The sequence below is a fragment of the Microbacterium sp. 01T413_2 genome, assembly GCF_056398985.1.
The window spans coordinates 23737-38983 of record NZ_JBFTQL010000026.1 but is presented as its reverse complement, the minus strand read 5'-3'; the positions used below and the strand labels follow the sequence as shown (position 1 = coordinate 38983).

Sequence of the window (15247 nt, the reverse complement as noted above, 5' to 3'; positions counted from 1 at the left end):
CTCGATCCGCACCGCGGATGGGGTCATCTGCGCGCTTCGAAACCGGGCGGAACGGGCGGCCGGTGGTGAGGCTGCGGGTCGCCGACGGTGCGGATCCGGTTGCGGTCGGGGCTGCGGTGCCCGGGGCGCTCGATGGGGCTGCGCCCCTCGCGCTCGGCTTCGTGCCGGGTCCAGATGACGAGGTCGCCGAGGGCACCGGGGTCGTCATCGCGACCTCCGGCTCCACGGGCGTGCCCAAGAAGGTCGTGCTCTCCGCCGCCGCCCTGCGCGCGAGCGCGGAGGCGACAGCGCTCCGTATCGGATCGGGCCGCTGGCTGCTCGCGCTGTCCGCCGGCTATGTGGCGGGGCTCCAGGTGCTCGTGCGGGCGCACCTCGCGCGCACGACGCCCGTACTCCTGGACGGGCGGTTCACGCCGGCCTCGTTCGTCGCGGCGACGCGCGAGTTCGGCGCAGAGCCCCGGTACACGTCGCTCGTGCCGGCGCAGCTGGCGACGCTGCTCGATGCCGCCGATGACCGCGACGTACAGGCCGCGCTGGCGTCGTACGAGGCCGTGCTCATCGGCGGCCAGGCGCTTCCGCCCGCCCAACGGGAACGCGCCCGGGACCTCGGCGCCAGGATCGTGCGCACCTACGGATCCAGCGAGACCGCCGGTGGCTGCGTGTACGACGGCCTCCTGCTGGACGGTGTGCGCGCCGCTGTCGTCGACGGCGAGATCCGTCTCGCCGGGCCGATACTCGCCGACGGCTACCTCGGCGACCCCGAACTGACCGCGCGCACGTTCGTCGCCGACGGGGCCGGCGACCGCTGGTACCGCACGGGCGACGCCGGAACCGTCTCCGACGGCGCGGTCGCCGTGACCGGACGCATYGACAACGTCATCGTGTCCGGCGGCGTCAACGTGTCGCTGGACCGGGTCGAGCGCGCCGTGCGCGCCGTGCCGGGCCTCGAGGGCGCGATCGTCGTGGCGATCGATCACGACCGATGGGGCCAGGCGTCCGCGATCGTCGCCGCCGGCCCGGACGGCGCGGCGGGCGCGCTGCTGTCCGCCGCGCGGGACAGGGTCGCGGTCGAGGTGGGAGCGCCCGCCCGGCCGGACCGGATCCTGCTCGTCGCCGACCTTCCGCTGCTCGCCTCCGGCAAGCCCGACCGCCGCGCGATCGCCGCGCTGGCCGGGGGGCACGCGGCGACGGATACATCTCCCGGTGGATGACCGCATCGGATCCGGTCGCGTACCGTGAGGGGGTGTTCCGCACCATCCCGCGCTTCTGGCTCGTCTTCGACATCGTGGGCAGCGCCATCGGCCTCCTGCTGACGCTGCCGCTCACGTACACGTTCGAGGCCGGCACCATGAGCCGGTGGATCCCCGACGGGCCGGTCTCGGTCGTGCTGGTGCTGCTGGTCGCGGTGATCCTCTGGGGCGCGGCCGCGATCAGCCGGCTCTCTCCGGTGCTCGCCCTGATCGTGGCGTGGATCGGCGCCCTGCTGCAGATGGCGTGCGGATTCTCCCCGGGCGCCTACGACCTCGCGATCCTCGCCGTGGTCTTCGCGACCTCGGCGTGGGGCTCGATGCGCCTGCTCTGGATCGGCGGCGCGTCGGCGCTGGGCGGGGGGATCCTCGCGGGCGGCTACATGTCGCTGATCAACGAGGAGGCGCTCCTCCAGGACACCGAGACGGGCCTGCGCATCGCGCTGGTCGCCGTGCTCCTGGGCACGGTGTCCGTGCTCACCCTGGTGATGGCATGGGGTGCCGGCCTGCTGTGGCGGGTCGTGCTGAACGGTCGTCGCACGCGCGACGCGCAGGTGCGCGCCGAGGCCGTCGCCGTCGCGGAGCAGGAGCGGGTGCGGATCGCCCGCGACATGCACGACGTGGTCGCGCACTCCCTCGCGGTGGTGATCGCCCAGTCGGACGGTGCGCGCTATGCCGCGGCCGCGGATCCGGCGCAGGCGACCGCGGCGCTCACCACGATCGGGCAGACGGCGCGGGCGGCCCTCTCCGATGTGCGGCTGCTGCTCGCGCAGCTGCGGCACAGCGAGGGGCAGGGACCGCAGCCCACACTGGCCGACCTCGAGACGCTGTACACGCAGGTGCGCGCCGCCGGCATCGAACCGCGCGTCACGGTCGACCCGATGCCGCCGGGGGAGCCGCCGGCCGGCATCCAGCTGGCGGTGTACCGCATCCTGCAGGAGGCGCTGACCAACGCGATCCGGCACGGTACCGGCGATGTCGACATCTGGCTCGGCTGGCATCCGGACGGCGTGCAGATCACGGTCCGCAACGGTGTGCCGCCGGTGCCGCGGCAGGCGCACACCGAGCGCGGACACGGCCTGATCGGCATGCGCGAGCGCGCGCAGCTGGTCGGCGGGACGCTCAGCGCGGAGCTCGAGGCGGAGGGCTTCGTCGTGCGTGCCGCGCTCCCGATCGGGCCGACCGCGCCCTGATCTGCGGTCCCGGGCCCGCGCCGGAGGATGACAGACTCTCTGGAGGCGCGGATCCCATCGCGCGGAACGAGGAGGCAGGATGATCCGGGTCGTGCTGGTCGACGATCAGGCGCTGTTCCGTGCCGGAATACGCATGCTCGTCGCGTCCCAGCCCGACCTCGAGGTCGTCGGCGAGGCGGGGAACGGGCAGGAGGCCATCGAGGTCGTGCGGGCGACGCGCCCCGACGTCGTGATGATGGACATCCGGATGCCGGTCATGGACGGCCTGACCGCCACGGCGCGCATCCTGGAGGAGGCGGATCCGCCGCGCATCGTGATGCTCACGACCTTCGACCTCGACGAGGCGGCCGCGCGCGCGATCCGTCAGGGGGCGAGCGGCTTCCTGCTGAAGGACGCGGATCCGGAGTTCCTGCTCGCGGCGATCCGCACGGTGCACTCGGGATCGAACGTGATCGCGGCTTCCGCCACCCGCGACCTCTTCGCGCACTTCGCAGCGCCCGCGCAGACTCCGGTGCCGGCGAGCTACGGCGATCTCACCGAGCGTGAGAAGGAGATCTTCGCGCTCGCGGCGCGCGGCCTGTCCAACGCCGAGATCGCCGCTCGCGAGTTCCTCTCCGAGGCCACCGTGAAGACGCACATCAGCCGCATCCTCGCCAAGCTCGCCCTGCGCGATCGGGTGCAGCTCGTGGTGTTCGCGTTCGAGCACGGCCTGAACTGACCCGCCCTCAGCCCGCCTCCTGCAGCTGTCCTGCTCGCGCTCAGTCCGCCTCGCGCAGCAGCTCCCACAGCGCGCGTGCGGCGCGGGTCGGCGTCGCCCGCCACACCACGCCGAGGCGCGAGCGCACGTGCGGAGCGTCGATCGGGATCGCTCGGATCCCCTCCCAGCGTCGGCAGGTGGCGGCACTGACGACACCGACGCCGAGGCCGCGCACCGCGAGCTTCTCGACCGCGGAGGGCGTGGACACCTCCCAATGCGGGGTCCCCGCGCCCGGGCGTCCGGCGAGCAGGGCGTCCAGAGCCGCCCGGTCGCCGGTGCCCTCCGGGAGGGCGATGAGGTCCATGCCGATCAGCTCGTCCGGGCGGATACGACGCCGCGCCGCCCAGGGATGGGAGGGCGCCACCACGGCGACCATCGGATCGTCGAACACGACCTCGGACCCCAGACCCTCCGGCGCCTGCTCAGCCCAGGCGACGAGCGCGATGTCGATCTCGCCGCGGCGGACCGCGCCGGTGAGCTGGGCGGACGTGTCCTCGCGCAGCCTCAGCTCGAGCCCCGGATGCGCAGCGCTGATCTCGGCGAGCGCGTCGTAGAACCGCGGCCAGGTGAGGCCGAACACGGTGCCGACGCGGAGCGTCCCGAGCAGCAGTCCGCGCAGGTCGGCGGCGGTGGCGCCGATCTCGCCGATCGCCTCGAGCGCCGCCCGGATCGCGGGCATGAGCCGCTCGCCCTCCTGGGTGAGAGCCACTCGGCGCGAAGTGCGGTCGAACAGGGCGATGCCGAGCTCGCGCTCGAGCTTCTGCACCTGCGTGCTCACGCCGGACTGACTCACACGCACACGTGCGGCGGCCGCGGTGAAGGAGCCGGTCTCGACGACGGCGAGGACGTAGCGCAACTGGTGGAGTTCCATCTCTCAGACAGATGATAGCGATAGGGATCAGCTGTTGGACGGATGGATCTGCATCGTCGATTCTGAAGAGGACGAAAGGAAACACCATGACCATCACCGAGACCTCGACCCAGACCGAGCCGACCGTCCCGATCCCCGTCCGTCTCGACATCGACACGGTCGCCCCGCGCTTCTCCCGGGCGCTCGCCGGGCTCGACGCGGCGATGGTCCGCGAGCTCGACGCCGCGGGCATCGACGCACGGCTGCGCGAGCTGGTGCGGCTGCGGGCGTCGCAGATCAACGGCTGCAGCTACTGCGTCGACCTGCACGCGGGCGACGCCGCCAAGGCCGGCGACACCGCCGCCCGGATCGCCGCGGTCGCGGTGTGGCAGGAGTCGCCGTTCTTCACCGCGCGGGAGCGTGCCGCGTTCGCGCTCACCGAGAGCATCACCCGCCTCTCCGAGACGCATGTGCCGGACGCGGACTGGGCGGCCGCCGCCACGCGCTTCTCGCCGGAAGAGCTCGGTGCGCTCGTCTCGCTCATCGTGGTGATCAACGCCTGGAACGCGGTCGGCGTCTCCACGCACGCCTGGACCGGATCGATGTGAGCCGCGAGCCCGATCGCGCCGGGCGGGTCGCCCTGGCCGTCAACCGGCCGGGGTGACCTCGGATCGATCTCGAGCCCTCGGCGAATTCACAGCGACCTAGACTGTCTATGCATCGACTGTCTAGGTAAAGTCGGCTCATGGCAGACGAACGACTCCGAGGCAATCTCGAGATGCTGATCCTGGCGACGCTCGCGCGCGGATCCGCCCACGGCTACGCGCTCGCCGAGGCGCTGCGCATGGCGAGCGGCGGCGAGTTCGACGTGCCGGAGGGCTCGCTGTATCCGGCGCTGCACCGGCTGGAGCGAACCGGTTCGATCGCGAGCGAATGGGTGCACGACGGTCGGCGGCGCCGGGTCTACGCGATCACGCCCGTCGGTGCGGCTCAGCTGACCCGGGAGGCCGGAGCGTGGCAGCGTTTCGCCGACGGGGTGGCCTCGACGCTGGCGGCTCCCGCGATCCGGCCGGCCGTGCAGGGGGCGTGAGATGACCGACGCGATCGATCGCTACGTGGCGCAGCTCGCCGACCGCCTGGGCGCGGGCGAGGACACCTGGCGCCTGCTCGCCGAGACGGACGGGCACCTGCGCGATGCGCAGGCGGCCCTTCAGGCGCAGGGCGTGGAATCCGCCGAGGCCGCGGAGGTCGCCGTGCGACGATTCGGAGACCAGGCCGCCGTGGCCAGGACGCGTTCTCCGCGGCGCCGGGTCCTGGGACTTCTCAGCGGAGGATGGCTCGTCGTCGCCCTCGGGTTCATCGTGATCGGGCTCAGCGGGCTGGTGTCCTGGGCGCTCGAGGCGATCTGGGGGCCCGCATTCCTCGCCGGCGACGCGTACGGCGTGACGTACACGGCTGCGCGATGCGGCGACTTCCTGGGGTTCTTCCCGCAGGCGGGCAGCTGTGCTGCTGCTGCGGCGATGCACCACTCCGACGAGATCGTCTCCGAGCGGCTCGCGGCCGGAGTCCTCGGCATCATCCTGCTCGCGGTCTGGTTGTTGGTCCGGCGTCTCCGCGGGGCCGTGCCGATCGCTCGGGAGGACCGGCGCATGCTTCTCATCGCGAGCGCCGTGGCCTTCCTCGGCGTGGGTCTGGCCGGGTTCGGCTCGGGTGCGCTCTCGGTCGCCCTCGACCTCGTGCGGGGCCTCGCCGTGGCCGGGGTCGGCGTGCGCCTCAGTGACGGCGCGATCGCCCTGGTCGCGGGCGTCGTCGCCCTCGTCGTTCTCGCTCGCTTCCTCCGCCACGGCGTCTCCGCACCCGCCGCGCCGGCTCCTGCCTGAGCCCCTCCTCCTTCGCCCTGGAGGCGGAGACGGCGGTGGGCGCCAAGACGACGGGTGCGCTCAGCGGAGGAGTTGAAGCGCGTCAGCCGCCGGGCTGCCGGGAGCGGCGATGTGGGTGAGGAGGCGCTGACCGTTGCCGTCAGGCAGGTGCAGTGCCTCGTAGTGCAGATCGACGTCGCCGACGAGGGGGTGGTGCAGCTTCTTCTCGCCGCTCGAACAGAGTCTGACATCGTGCTTCGCCCAGAGCCGGGCGAAGTCCGCGCTCCGCATCGCGAGGTCGCCGACGAGTTCGGCGAGCATCCGGTCGTCCGGGTACTGCGCGGCGATGTAGCGCAGTGAGGAGACCGCGAGCGCTGCCTCGTCGGCCCAGTCGCGATGGAGCTCGCGAGTGTGAGGGTCGAGGAATAGCATCCGCATCTGGTTGGGTCGCGTCGCGGGGGCGTCCGGCGCCGTGAAGGGGAGATGCCCGGCCAGCAGAGCATGCCCCAACGGGTTCCAGGCCAGGATGTCGTTGCGTCGGCCCAGGAGCAACGCGGGAACCGCGGGCATCGACGCGAGCAGCGCGAGCGCGCCGGTGTTCGGAACCTCCGCGCGGGTGCCGCGTCGGCGCGGGGCGGGAGTCGGCCGCGCCAGCTCGAAGAGATGCGCGCGTTCTGCGTCGTCGAGGTCCAAGGCTCGGGCGAGCGCGTCGATGATCGAGTCGCTCGCGTTCGCGGAATGGCCCTGCTCGAGCCGGGTGTAGTAGTTCACCGAGATGCCCGCGATCTGGGCGAGCTCCTCGCGTCGCAGTCCAGGCACCCTGCGCGCACCCCACATGCTGATCCCGACGTCGGCCGGCGCGACGGCGTCCCGCCGGCTGCGGAGGAAGTCACCGAGTTCGCTCGCCCGGCGGGCGTGTTGGCGGGTGCTCATCGTTCCAGTGTGGCGGACTGCTCGACCTGCAGGGTGCCCCTGTCGGTGGTACCCAGCGCAGGATCTGGTTGAGAGTCATGTCGCGTTCGAAGGTTGACGACATGACTGCTCATCCCTCGCTCACGCCCGCTGGTCCGCGCGCGCCGCGCTCCGTCTTCAGTATCAGACAGCGCGTCGCGCTCCTCGTCCTGCTCACAGCGAGCTTCACGCTGGCCGTGGACTTCTCGATCCTCAACGTCGCTCTGCCGCGCATCGGCGTCGACGTCGGGTTCGGCCTCGCCGACCTGCAATGGATCTCGACCGCCTTCGCCGTGTGCGCTGCAGGGTTCACGTTGCTCTTCGGCCGCTTCGCCGACCTGTTCGGGCGGCGACGTCAGTTCCTCGCCGGGATCGCGCTCCTCGGCGCGGCCTCCCTGGTCGGTGGACTCGCCGACGAACCCTGGCTGCTCCTGATGGCGCGCGTGGCGCAGGRCATCGCCACCGCCGCGGTGACTCCGGCGGCCCTGTCACTGCTGACCACTTCTTTTCCGGAGGGGGCGATGCGGGAGAAGGCCCTCGGCATCAATGGGGCGCTGATGGCTGCGGGCTTCACCACCGGGGCGATCCTCGGCGGTCTCCTCACCGACCTGATCAGCTGGCGATGGGCGTTCTTCGTCAACGTGATCGTCGCGGTGGCCGTGCTGGTGATCGGTCCGGCGGTGCTGAAGGAGACCAGGGCGCCGCAGCGTCGACGGCTGGACGCGGCGGGAGCCGTGACGGTGACCTTGGCGCTCGTCGCGGGCGTGTACGGCCTGACCCAGGCCGGCCAGCATTCCTGGGGTGACATGCGGAGCTGGGGGCCTCTGGGAATCGCCGCCGTGCTGGTCGTCGCGTTCCTTCTCATCGAGCGTGCGGTGCCGGAACCGTTGGTGCCGCTGCGGGTGCTGTCGCGGCGGACGACCGGCTGGGGCAATGTCGCCGGCATCCTCGCCTTCGCCACGCAGACATCCGTGGTCTTCCTGCTGACGGTCTTCCTCCAGGAGGTGCGCGGATACACCGCGCTGCAGGCGGGGCTCGCATTCGCGGTGATGGGCATGGGCACCGTGATCGGAGGGGTGATCGCACCGCGGATCATCGGCTGGATCGGGGGCAGGCGCGCCATCGTCGCCGGCCTCGTGATCCAGGGGCTCGCCACGATCCCGCTCGCGTTCCTCGGCGATCTGCAGGCACGGCTGGCCGTGCTCCTGATCGCGACCTTCATCGGCGGCGTCGCCAATCTTGTCGCCATCGTCGGGTTCATGGTCACCGCCACCTCTGGCCTGCCGGACGCCGAGCAGGGGCTGGCGACAGGGCTGGCGACCATGAGCCAGCAGATCGGCATCGCCCTGGGCACGCCCGTCATGTCGGCGATCGTGACCGCAGCCGCCGGGGCCGCGGTGGTGGGGACCCTCCCGGTGCTGACAGGGGTGTCGACCGCTCTCTCGATCAATGCGGCCGTCTGCTTCGCGGGCGCGGTCGTGACGGCATTCGCGATTCCGCGCGCACCGAAGAAGGCGGCCTGAGTCTCCCGCAAGGTGGCGACGCGCGAGAGGAGGCGCGGATCATCCTTGCGATGTACGGGGATGGATCCGCAGGCCGACGCGGAGGGCCGATGCGGATCCTTAGCGTCGAAGGCATGGAGATCACGACGACCGACCTGGGTCTTGCGGCCCGCGTCCAGCACCTCACCAAGACCTACGGATCCGGCGAGGGCGCGGTGCGCGCCCTCGACGATGTCAGCGTCGGCATCCGCCGTGGCCAGTTCACGGCGATCATGGGCGCCTCAGGGTCCGGCAAGTCCACGCTCATGCACATCATGGCGGGGCTCGACACCCCCACTCAGGGTCGCGCCTGGATCGGCGACACCGAGATCACGGGGCTCGGCGACCTCGACCTCACGATCCTGCGCCGTCGCCGCGTGGGCTTCRTCTTCCAGGCCTTCAACCTGATTCCCACCCTCGACGCGCTCGGCAACATCCTGTTGCCGTTCGAGCTGGACGGGCGCCGTCCCTCCGCGATCGAGCGGGCGCGGATCGACTCGCTGGTCGACATCCTCGGGATCGGGCCGCGCCTGCGGCACCGCCCGCACCAGCTCTCCGGCGGTCAGCAGCAGCGGGTGGCGATCGCCCGGGCGTTGGCCACCGCACCGGATCTGGTCTTCGCCGACGAGCCCACCGGAAACCTCGACTCCGCCTCCGGTCGCGAGGTGCTGCAGTTGCTCTCCACCGCGAGTCGTGAGCAGGGCCAGTCGATCGCCATGGTCACGCACGACGCGGTCGCCGCCAGCTACGCCGACCGCGTGCTGTTCCTCGGCGACGGCCGGATCGTCGCCGACCACCCTCGTCGCAGCGCCGACGAGATCGCCACCCTCATGCTCTCCGGCGGGGCTCCCGCGCCCGTGGGTGCGCACTCGGCGGGGGTGCCGGCATGACCGCCGTCGCCCCGACCCTGCTCGAGACTCCGCTGACCCCATCGAGGCTCGCGTTCCTGCGGGAGCGCGGCATGGGCTCGAGCGTTTTCGTCGCCGCCCTCACCGCCGCCTTCGGTGTGATCCTCGTCGACACCACGTTCTACCTGGGCGCCCTGCTGCAGAACGATCCGTTCCTCGGCGACAGCGAGACCCTCGCCTACGTGGTGCGGATCCTGTCGGTGCTGCTCACCGCCGTGGCGATGTATGTCGCCGCGATCGTCACCGCCAACACGTTCGCCACCATCGTCGCCGGCCGCACCCGGCGCATCGCCCTGATGCGGCTGATCGGCGCCTCGGCGCGGGCGCAGCGGTCGGAGGTCGCGAGTCAGGGGCTCGCAGTCGGCGTCATCGGCGCCGTGCTGGGGCTCGCCGCGGGCGTCCTGCTGAGCTGGGCCGGTGCCGCGATCGGATCCCTCGTCTTCGACCACCCGCCGCAGGGCTTCTCGCCGCTGCAGCCGGGGGCGCTGATCCCCGCCGTCGGCGTGGCGCTGACCACGTGGCTCGCCGCCTGGGCCGGATCCAGGCGCGTGCTGACCGTCACCCCGCTGCAGGCACTGGCGGGTTCCGCAGAGCGCTCGGTCGCCGAGACCGGGGCAGGCGTGACCAGGCATCTCGGCGCGATCACGATGTTCGTGCTCGGCGGCGTGCTGCTGGCCGGCGGTGTCGTGGTCGGGCTGTCCTCGCCGCTCGGCGTCGTGGTGGCCTTCTTCGGCGGAGTGTTCTCGTTCAGCGGGCTCGCGATCGGATCGGTGCTGGTGATGCCGCCCGTGCTGCGGCTGGTGGGGCGCCTGTTCGGCCGCGGTGTGACGGCCCGCCTCGCCGCTGAGAACGCGCTGCGCCATCCCGAACGTTCGAGCCGCATGGCCATCGGCGTGGTGATGGGGGTCACGCTCGTGACCATGTTCGCCGTGGCGCTGGAATCGGCGAAGGCGCTCATGGTGCGCTCGAGCGCCGAGGAGCTGCCGCCCGGGTTCTTCGCCCCGTTCGACGCCTTCGGCACCGTGATGATGGTGCTGGTCGCGGTGTCGGCGGTGATCGCCGCGGTCGGGCTGGTGAACCTGCTCACGATCGGCGTCGTGCAGCGCCGCCGCGAACTGGGCCTGCTGCGCGCGATCGGGCTGAGCAGCCGCCAGGTGCGCCGCATGGTGCTGCTCGAGGCCGCGCACGTGACGATCGCCGCCACGGCGACGGGCCTCGTGCTGGGTGTCGCCTACGGCTGGATCGCCGCGCAGTCGCTGCTCGGATCCGTCCCTTCGATGCCCGACTTCCATCCCGCGGGGCTCATCCCGCCGGTCGTGCCGTGGATCCCGGTCGTCGCGATCGTGGCCTGCACCGCTGTGCTCACGCTCGTGGCCTCCGCCACCCCGACCCGGCTCGCGACCCGCGTCGCCCCGGTCGAGGCTCTCGCCGCGGACTGAGGATCGGCTCGGCGCGGACGGAGTCAGGCAGGGCCGCGAGACTGCTCCGCGGCCCTGTCCCAGCCGCGCGCGAGACGGCGGATCCGCCACCCGCGCCATTGCCATGCCGCCCACAGCACGGGCAGGAGCAGAGCGGATCCGGGCCCCGCGAACACGAGCCGGTCGCGCCAGAGCGCCCGACCGTCCGGCAGGGCGGAGACGGCCATCCGGTGGTCCCAGACATCGAGGGAGGCGAGCGGACCGGTGAGTGGGATGCCGCTGTCGCGCAGGATCCGCACGGTCTCGCCCTTGTGCTCACGGGACTCGTCGTACGCCCCGATCAGCTGGGTGCCCACGGTGATCAGACCGAACAGGCGCAGCCGCACCGCGCTGTGCAGCAGGGAGCCGTCGTCGGCGTGCGTGAGGGGTTCGACGACGAGCACGGGTGCATACAGTGCGGTGAGCACGGCAGGGGAATGAAGAGCCGCCCACGCGGCGTCCGCGCTCGCAGAGATCCGGAATTTCAGCTGCACGTGCCGCAGCTTCAGATTCGTGGTCGTCATCGCGGCAGCACCGCCGCCCGGCGGTCCGCGGCTGTGATCTCGCGGCGGGTCCAGACCAGCAGGAAGCGGTCGTCGTAGCGACGCGAGCAGCGCGCGCACGAGGACGCCCGAGTGGGGCGCCGGTGCCGGTACGTCACATGGCCGGTCGGACAGCGGCCCACCCACGGCGCCAGCTCGGTCGCCGTCTCGCCGTGGTGCGTGGTGCCGCCCACGTATCCCAGCGTGCGGGCGACTCGCTTCCAGGCGGCTCCATGCGCGGCGTCGTGGCCGGCCACGGCGTGGGCCACCTCGTGCAGGAGCACCTGGTGGATCTCGTCGTCCTCGAACCGCGCCGCGAGATAGCGGGAGACGGTGATCCGCTTGTCGCGGTAGTTGCAGGCGCCGGCGCGGCGCTTGGCGTTGTCGAAGCCGAACGTCCAGGTCGGATCCAGATGCAGGCGGATCAGGGCCTCGCCCCAGATCCGCACTCGCTCCAACTCGGCCATGCATTCACGTTAGGCGATGCCGGGGACACTCCGGCGCGCAGCTCGCGCAGCTCGCGCAGCACGCGGATCCATGCCCGGGTCCGCGTCGGCCGTGCTCGGTCCCGCGTCAGCCGTTGACGGCCACCGGGTCGCGCCGGCGCTCGACCGTGTCGACCGCGAGCAGCGCGGCCTCCAGCGTCGCATCGTCGGCGCCGGCCTCGCGACGCAGGAACACGGTGCGCTTGAAGCTCTCCCTGGCCTGGTCGAAGTCGCCGGCCTCGAATGCGTTGCGGCCGCGGTGCTGGTGCGCGAACGCGGCGATCGGCACCCAGCCCTGGCCCTCGGCCTCGGCCACGCAGGCCGTCAGCTCGTGGTCGGCGGCGGCGTGCGCCCCGCGGTACTGCTGCACCGTGGCGCGCAGCACGCGAGCGCGCAGCAGGTCCTTGCGGGTGCCCGCCATACGGGCCTGCCGCACGGCCTCGTCGGCCAGCACGAGTGCGTCGTCCAGGCGGTCGAGCACCTTCAGCAGCCACACCCGCTCGAGCATCGACGGGAGGCTCCGCAGGTCGGAGATCTCGACCAGTCGCGCCTCGCACTCGGCCGGATCCACCAGCTCGCGCAGAGAGTCCGGGTCGTATCCCTTGATGTAGCCCACGCGCCCGTCCTCCTGCACTGCCTCGCCGTGTCCTCCAGTCTGCCTGCGTCTGCGGCGCATCCGCGAAGGCCCCAGGGCGTGCCGTGAGAAACCGGTGCTTCGGGCTGAGCGACGCGACCGGATCCTGAGAGCATCCGGTGTCCGAGGGCCGTGCGATCAGACGCTCAGCGCAGGAAGAGGCCGGCATCCGGCCGGGGCGAGGCCACCGCGGTGGCGTCGGTGACGATCGCCRCATCCTTGGCGAACGCGGTCACCTCGGCGCCGTGGGCCAGCTTCGCCGGATGTGGACCCGCGGCGAGGATGCGTGGCAGCGCGTCGGCCGGGAGCGGCCCGTTCGACGCCGCGAGCACGAGGTTGCCGAACCGGCGGCCCTTCAGGATCTGGGCGTCGGCGAGGATCGCGACCTCCGGCAGCACCGCGCGGATGGTCGCCACCTGGCGTCGGGCGAACGCGAGGCCGGGGCCGTCGGCGACGTTCACGAGCAGCACGCCGGCCGGCGCCAGCAGCTGGGCGAGCTCGGCGTAGAACTCGACGCTGGTCAGGTGCGCGGGAGTCTGCGCGCCCGAGTAGACGTCGGCGACCACCAGGTCGACCGACCCGCGCAGCGCCGGCGGAAGGCGGCGCACGCCTTCGCGGGCGTCGCCGATGCGTATGCGGATCGCGGCCCCCCGCGGCAGCGGAAGATGTTCGCGCACCAGCTCGACCAGTGGGGCCTCCAGCTCGATCACCTGCTGCCGGGATCCGGGGCGAGTGGCCGCGATGTAGCGCGGGATGGTCAGCGCGCCGGCTCCGAGGTGCGCGGCGGTGATCGCCGCGCCGGGGGAGGTGAGCTGGTCGATCAGGGCGCCCATCCGCACGATGTACTCGAAGTGCAGATGGGTGGGATCGGCGAGGTCCACGTGCGACTGCGGGGTCTCGTCGATGAGCAGTTCGAACCCGCCGCCGAACTCCGCGGGGATCACCCGCGCGATCCCGCCGGATCCCAGACGTGCCGCCGGATGGTCGGTGTCCTTCGCCCGCGCTCTGCCCATGACACGAGCGTAGGGCGATCCGCGGCGACCTGCGCGCCGGCGCCGATCGTCGCCGCGGAGCAGGAGCACGGCGGCCGTCGCATGCTTGCACCAGTTTTGTTAGTAGTGGATGCTTAATGCGGCGCGACGACGCCGACGGATCGACGAGGAGACCCCATGACGCCCGACCGCAGCGCCGCCCATGCCGACGATCTCTCCCGCCTCGCCAACGGCGTGCTGTGGCCCGGCTTCTTCGGCGCCGAACTGCCGGACTGGCTCGCCGCGGAGCTGCGGGGCGGCCTCGCCGGCGTCGTCTACTTCGCGCAGAACCTCTCGCCGCACCTGGACCGCCTGAGCGCGGCGATCCACGACGCCAACCCTCGTGCGCTCATCGGCATCGACGAGGAGGGCGGCAGCGTCACCCGCCTCGAGGGCCTCACCGGGTCGACCGTCCCGGGCGCTGCGCAGCTCGGCGCCCTCGACGACTCCGCCGCCACGCGCGCGACCGGAGCGGAACTCGCCCGCCGCGTCCGCGAGGCGGGCGGCGACGTGCTCATCGGCCCCGTCGCCGACGTCAACACCGATCCCCGCAACCCCGTCATCGGGGTGCGGGCGTTCGGAGCGCAGACCGGGCTGGTGTCCCGGCACGCCGCGGCGGAGATCGAGGGCATCCAGGGATCCGGCGTCGCGGCATGCGTCAAGCACTTCCCCGGCCACGGCGACACCGCGGTCGACTCGCACCACGGTCTGCCGCGGATCGCGGGGGATCCGGCTGAATTCGATCGGGTGCACGTCGAGCCGTTCCGCGCCGCGATCGCGGCGGGGGCGCTGTCCGTGATGACGGCGCACATCGTCGTCCCTGCATGGGGGGAAGCGCCCGCCACGCTCAACCCCCGCGTGCTCGGGATGCTCCGCGCCGAGGGGTTCGACGGCGTGATCGTGACCGACGCCCTCGACATGGCGGCGATCCGGGAGTCGGTCGGCATCGGCGGGGGAGCGGTCGGCGCGCTCACCGCGGGGGCCGACCTGCTCTGCATCGGCAACCCGACCAACCCGGGGGACGCCGCGGCGGTCGATCAGGATCAGCGCGACTTCCATGCCGCGAAGGACGCGATCGTCGAGGCGCTCGCCGATGGAACGCTGAGCGTTCAGCGCGTCGCCGAGGCGGGAGCGCGGGTCGCGCGTCTGGCCGACCTGCTCGCCGCGGAGCGTGCCGGCGCGGACGCGGTCCCGCCGGCCGACATGCGCGACATCGTGCGCCGTTCGCTCACCGTGCGCGGCGACCTCGGCGCCCCGACGGGCGGACTCGCGGTGCTGGATGCGCGTCGCCGCGCGACCCTCGCCGTCGACAGCGCCGCGCCGTACGTCGTCGACGCGCTGGCGGCCGGCGGCTGGTCACGTCGGGTCGATGTCGAGCGCGCCGGTGCCGCGGAGATTGCGGGAGCCGTCGACGAGGCCCGCTCCGCGGCCTCCGCGAGCGGATCCCGGATCGCGGTGCTGGTCGACCGGATCGATACCGACGAGGCGCAGCGCAGGTTCGTCGCGGCGGTCGCGGACGCTGCTCCCGGTGCGGTCGTCGTGAACGTCGGCCTGCCCGGCGCCGACGTCGCACTGCCCGTCGTGGACGTGCGCGCCAGCAGCAGGATCGCTGCCGAGCTCGCCCGAGAGCTGCTCGTCCGCGCCTGACGCCCGTGGTTATACCCCCCTCGGGGCAGAAGGTCAAGAATCGCGCTTGCCATGTCGCGATTTCGGAACTATAGTTGATCTTTGCGCCTCGCTCCTCCCTGCCCTCATATGGTGGTCGGCAGAACTCCGTACGTCCTCGCTCCTC

At 72.3% G+C, this 15247-nt stretch carries 16 protein-coding genes; 10 read left to right on the top strand and 6 right to left on the bottom strand.

The window, feature by feature from the left end:
* The first annotated feature begins 65 nt into the window (after window positions 1–65).
* The 3 genes from AC1DMN_RS13765 to AC1DMN_RS13755 all read left to right on the top strand — a co-directional run bounded on the left by AC1DMN_RS13765 (window position 66) and on the right by AC1DMN_RS13755 (window position 3158).
* Window positions 66–1211, top strand: a complete 1146-nt coding sequence (locus AC1DMN_RS13765; protein WP_477231116.1) for an AMP-binding protein — start codon at window positions 66–68, stop codon at window positions 1209–1211.
* Window positions 1208–2440: a sensor histidine kinase gene (locus AC1DMN_RS13760; RefSeq protein ID WP_440735097.1), complete on the top strand. Its 1233-nt coding sequence runs from the start codon at window positions 1208–1210 to the stop codon at window positions 2438–2440. Before AC1DMN_RS13765 ends, AC1DMN_RS13760 begins: the two co-directional genes overlap by 4 nt.
* A gap of 79 nt (window positions 2441–2519) precedes the next feature.
* Complete coding sequence (locus AC1DMN_RS13755; RefSeq protein WP_477231103.1) at window positions 2520–3158, top strand: response regulator; 639 nt, start codon at window positions 2520–2522, stop codon at window positions 3156–3158.
* Window positions 3159–3198: 40 nt separating this feature from the next.
* On the opposite strand, the gene AC1DMN_RS13750 is transcribed toward AC1DMN_RS13755, so the two are convergent.
* Window positions 3199–4068 (bottom strand): LysR family transcriptional regulator, encoded by an 870-nt coding sequence (locus AC1DMN_RS13750; RefSeq protein WP_440735099.1) that lies wholly within the window; start codon window positions 4066–4068, stop codon window positions 3199–3201.
* Window positions 4069–4154: 86 nt separating this feature from the next.
* Here AC1DMN_RS13750 and AC1DMN_RS13745 point away from each other — a divergent pair, with 86 nt between their 5' ends.
* The 3 genes from AC1DMN_RS13745 to AC1DMN_RS13735 all read left to right on the top strand — a co-directional run bounded on the left by AC1DMN_RS13745 (window position 4155) and on the right by AC1DMN_RS13735 (window position 5927).
* Window positions 4155–4655: a carboxymuconolactone decarboxylase family protein gene (locus AC1DMN_RS13745; RefSeq protein ID WP_477231102.1), complete on the top strand. Its 501-nt coding sequence runs from the start codon at window positions 4155–4157 to the stop codon at window positions 4653–4655.
* Between the two features lie 137 nt (window positions 4656–4792).
* Window positions 4793–5137, top strand: coding sequence for a helix-turn-helix transcriptional regulator (locus AC1DMN_RS13740; RefSeq protein ID WP_477231101.1), 345 nt, complete (start codon window positions 4793–4795; stop codon window positions 5135–5137).
* 1 nt (window position 5138) lies between these two features.
* On the top strand, window positions 5139–5927 hold the full coding sequence (locus tag AC1DMN_RS13735; protein WP_477231100.1) for a hypothetical protein: 789 nt from the start codon (window positions 5139–5141) through the stop codon (window positions 5925–5927).
* Between the two features lie 60 nt (window positions 5928–5987).
* Here the strand turns inward: AC1DMN_RS13735 and AC1DMN_RS13730 are convergent, their stop codons facing one another.
* A complete protein-coding gene (locus AC1DMN_RS13730) occupies window positions 5988–6839 on the bottom strand; it encodes a helix-turn-helix domain-containing protein (RefSeq protein WP_477231099.1) in 852 nt (283 codons plus the stop codon).
* A 101-nt stretch (window positions 6840–6940) separates the two neighbouring features.
* On the opposite strand from AC1DMN_RS13730, the gene AC1DMN_RS13725 reads away from it, so the two are divergent.
* From AC1DMN_RS13725 to AC1DMN_RS13715, 3 genes are all read left to right on the top strand, one after another.
* Window positions 6941–8380 carry an MFS transporter gene (locus tag AC1DMN_RS13725; protein ID WP_477384425.1) on the top strand — a complete coding sequence of 480 codons (1440 nt, stop codon included), beginning with the start codon at window positions 6941–6943 and terminating at the stop codon, window positions 8378–8380.
* Between the two features lie 113 nt (window positions 8381–8493).
* Window positions 8494–9288 carry an ABC transporter ATP-binding protein gene (locus AC1DMN_RS13720; RefSeq protein ID WP_477384423.1) on the top strand — a complete coding sequence of 265 codons (795 nt, stop codon included), beginning with the start codon at window positions 8494–8496 and terminating at the stop codon, window positions 9286–9288.
* Complete coding sequence (locus AC1DMN_RS13715; protein ID WP_440735106.1) at window positions 9285–10745, top strand: ABC transporter permease; 1461 nt, start codon at window positions 9285–9287, stop codon at window positions 10743–10745. The genes AC1DMN_RS13720 and AC1DMN_RS13715 overlap by 4 nt, the downstream gene beginning before the upstream one ends.
* 23 nt (window positions 10746–10768) lie before the next feature.
* Here the strand turns inward: AC1DMN_RS13715 and AC1DMN_RS13710 are convergent, their stop codons facing one another.
* The 4 genes from AC1DMN_RS13710 to AC1DMN_RS13695 form a co-directional block, all read right to left on the bottom strand.
* Window positions 10769–11287: a hypothetical protein gene (locus tag AC1DMN_RS13710; RefSeq protein WP_477231097.1), complete on the bottom strand. Its 519-nt coding sequence runs from the start codon at window positions 11285–11287 to the stop codon at window positions 10769–10771.
* On the bottom strand, window positions 11284–11772 hold the full coding sequence (locus tag AC1DMN_RS13705) for a SprT-like domain-containing protein (protein WP_440735108.1): 489 nt from the start codon (window positions 11770–11772) through the stop codon (window positions 11284–11286). Before AC1DMN_RS13705 ends, AC1DMN_RS13710 begins: the two co-directional genes overlap by 4 nt.
* A gap of 106 nt (window positions 11773–11878) precedes the next feature.
* The gene (locus tag AC1DMN_RS13700; RefSeq protein WP_477231096.1) at window positions 11879–12406 is read right to left on the bottom strand and encodes a hypothetical protein; all 528 of its coding nucleotides are present in this window, start codon (window positions 12404–12406) and stop codon (window positions 11879–11881) included.
* 164 nt (window positions 12407–12570) lie between these two features.
* On the bottom strand, window positions 12571–13437 hold the full coding sequence (locus AC1DMN_RS13695; protein WP_477384421.1) for a spermidine synthase: 867 nt from the start codon (window positions 13435–13437) through the stop codon (window positions 12571–12573).
* Between the two features lie 156 nt (window positions 13438–13593).
* Between AC1DMN_RS13695 and AC1DMN_RS13690 the strand changes: the two genes are divergently transcribed.
* Complete coding sequence (locus AC1DMN_RS13690) at window positions 13594–15102, top strand: glycoside hydrolase family 3 protein (RefSeq protein WP_477231094.1); 1509 nt, start codon at window positions 13594–13596, stop codon at window positions 15100–15102.
* The last annotated feature ends 145 nt before the right edge of the window (window positions 15103–15247 follow it).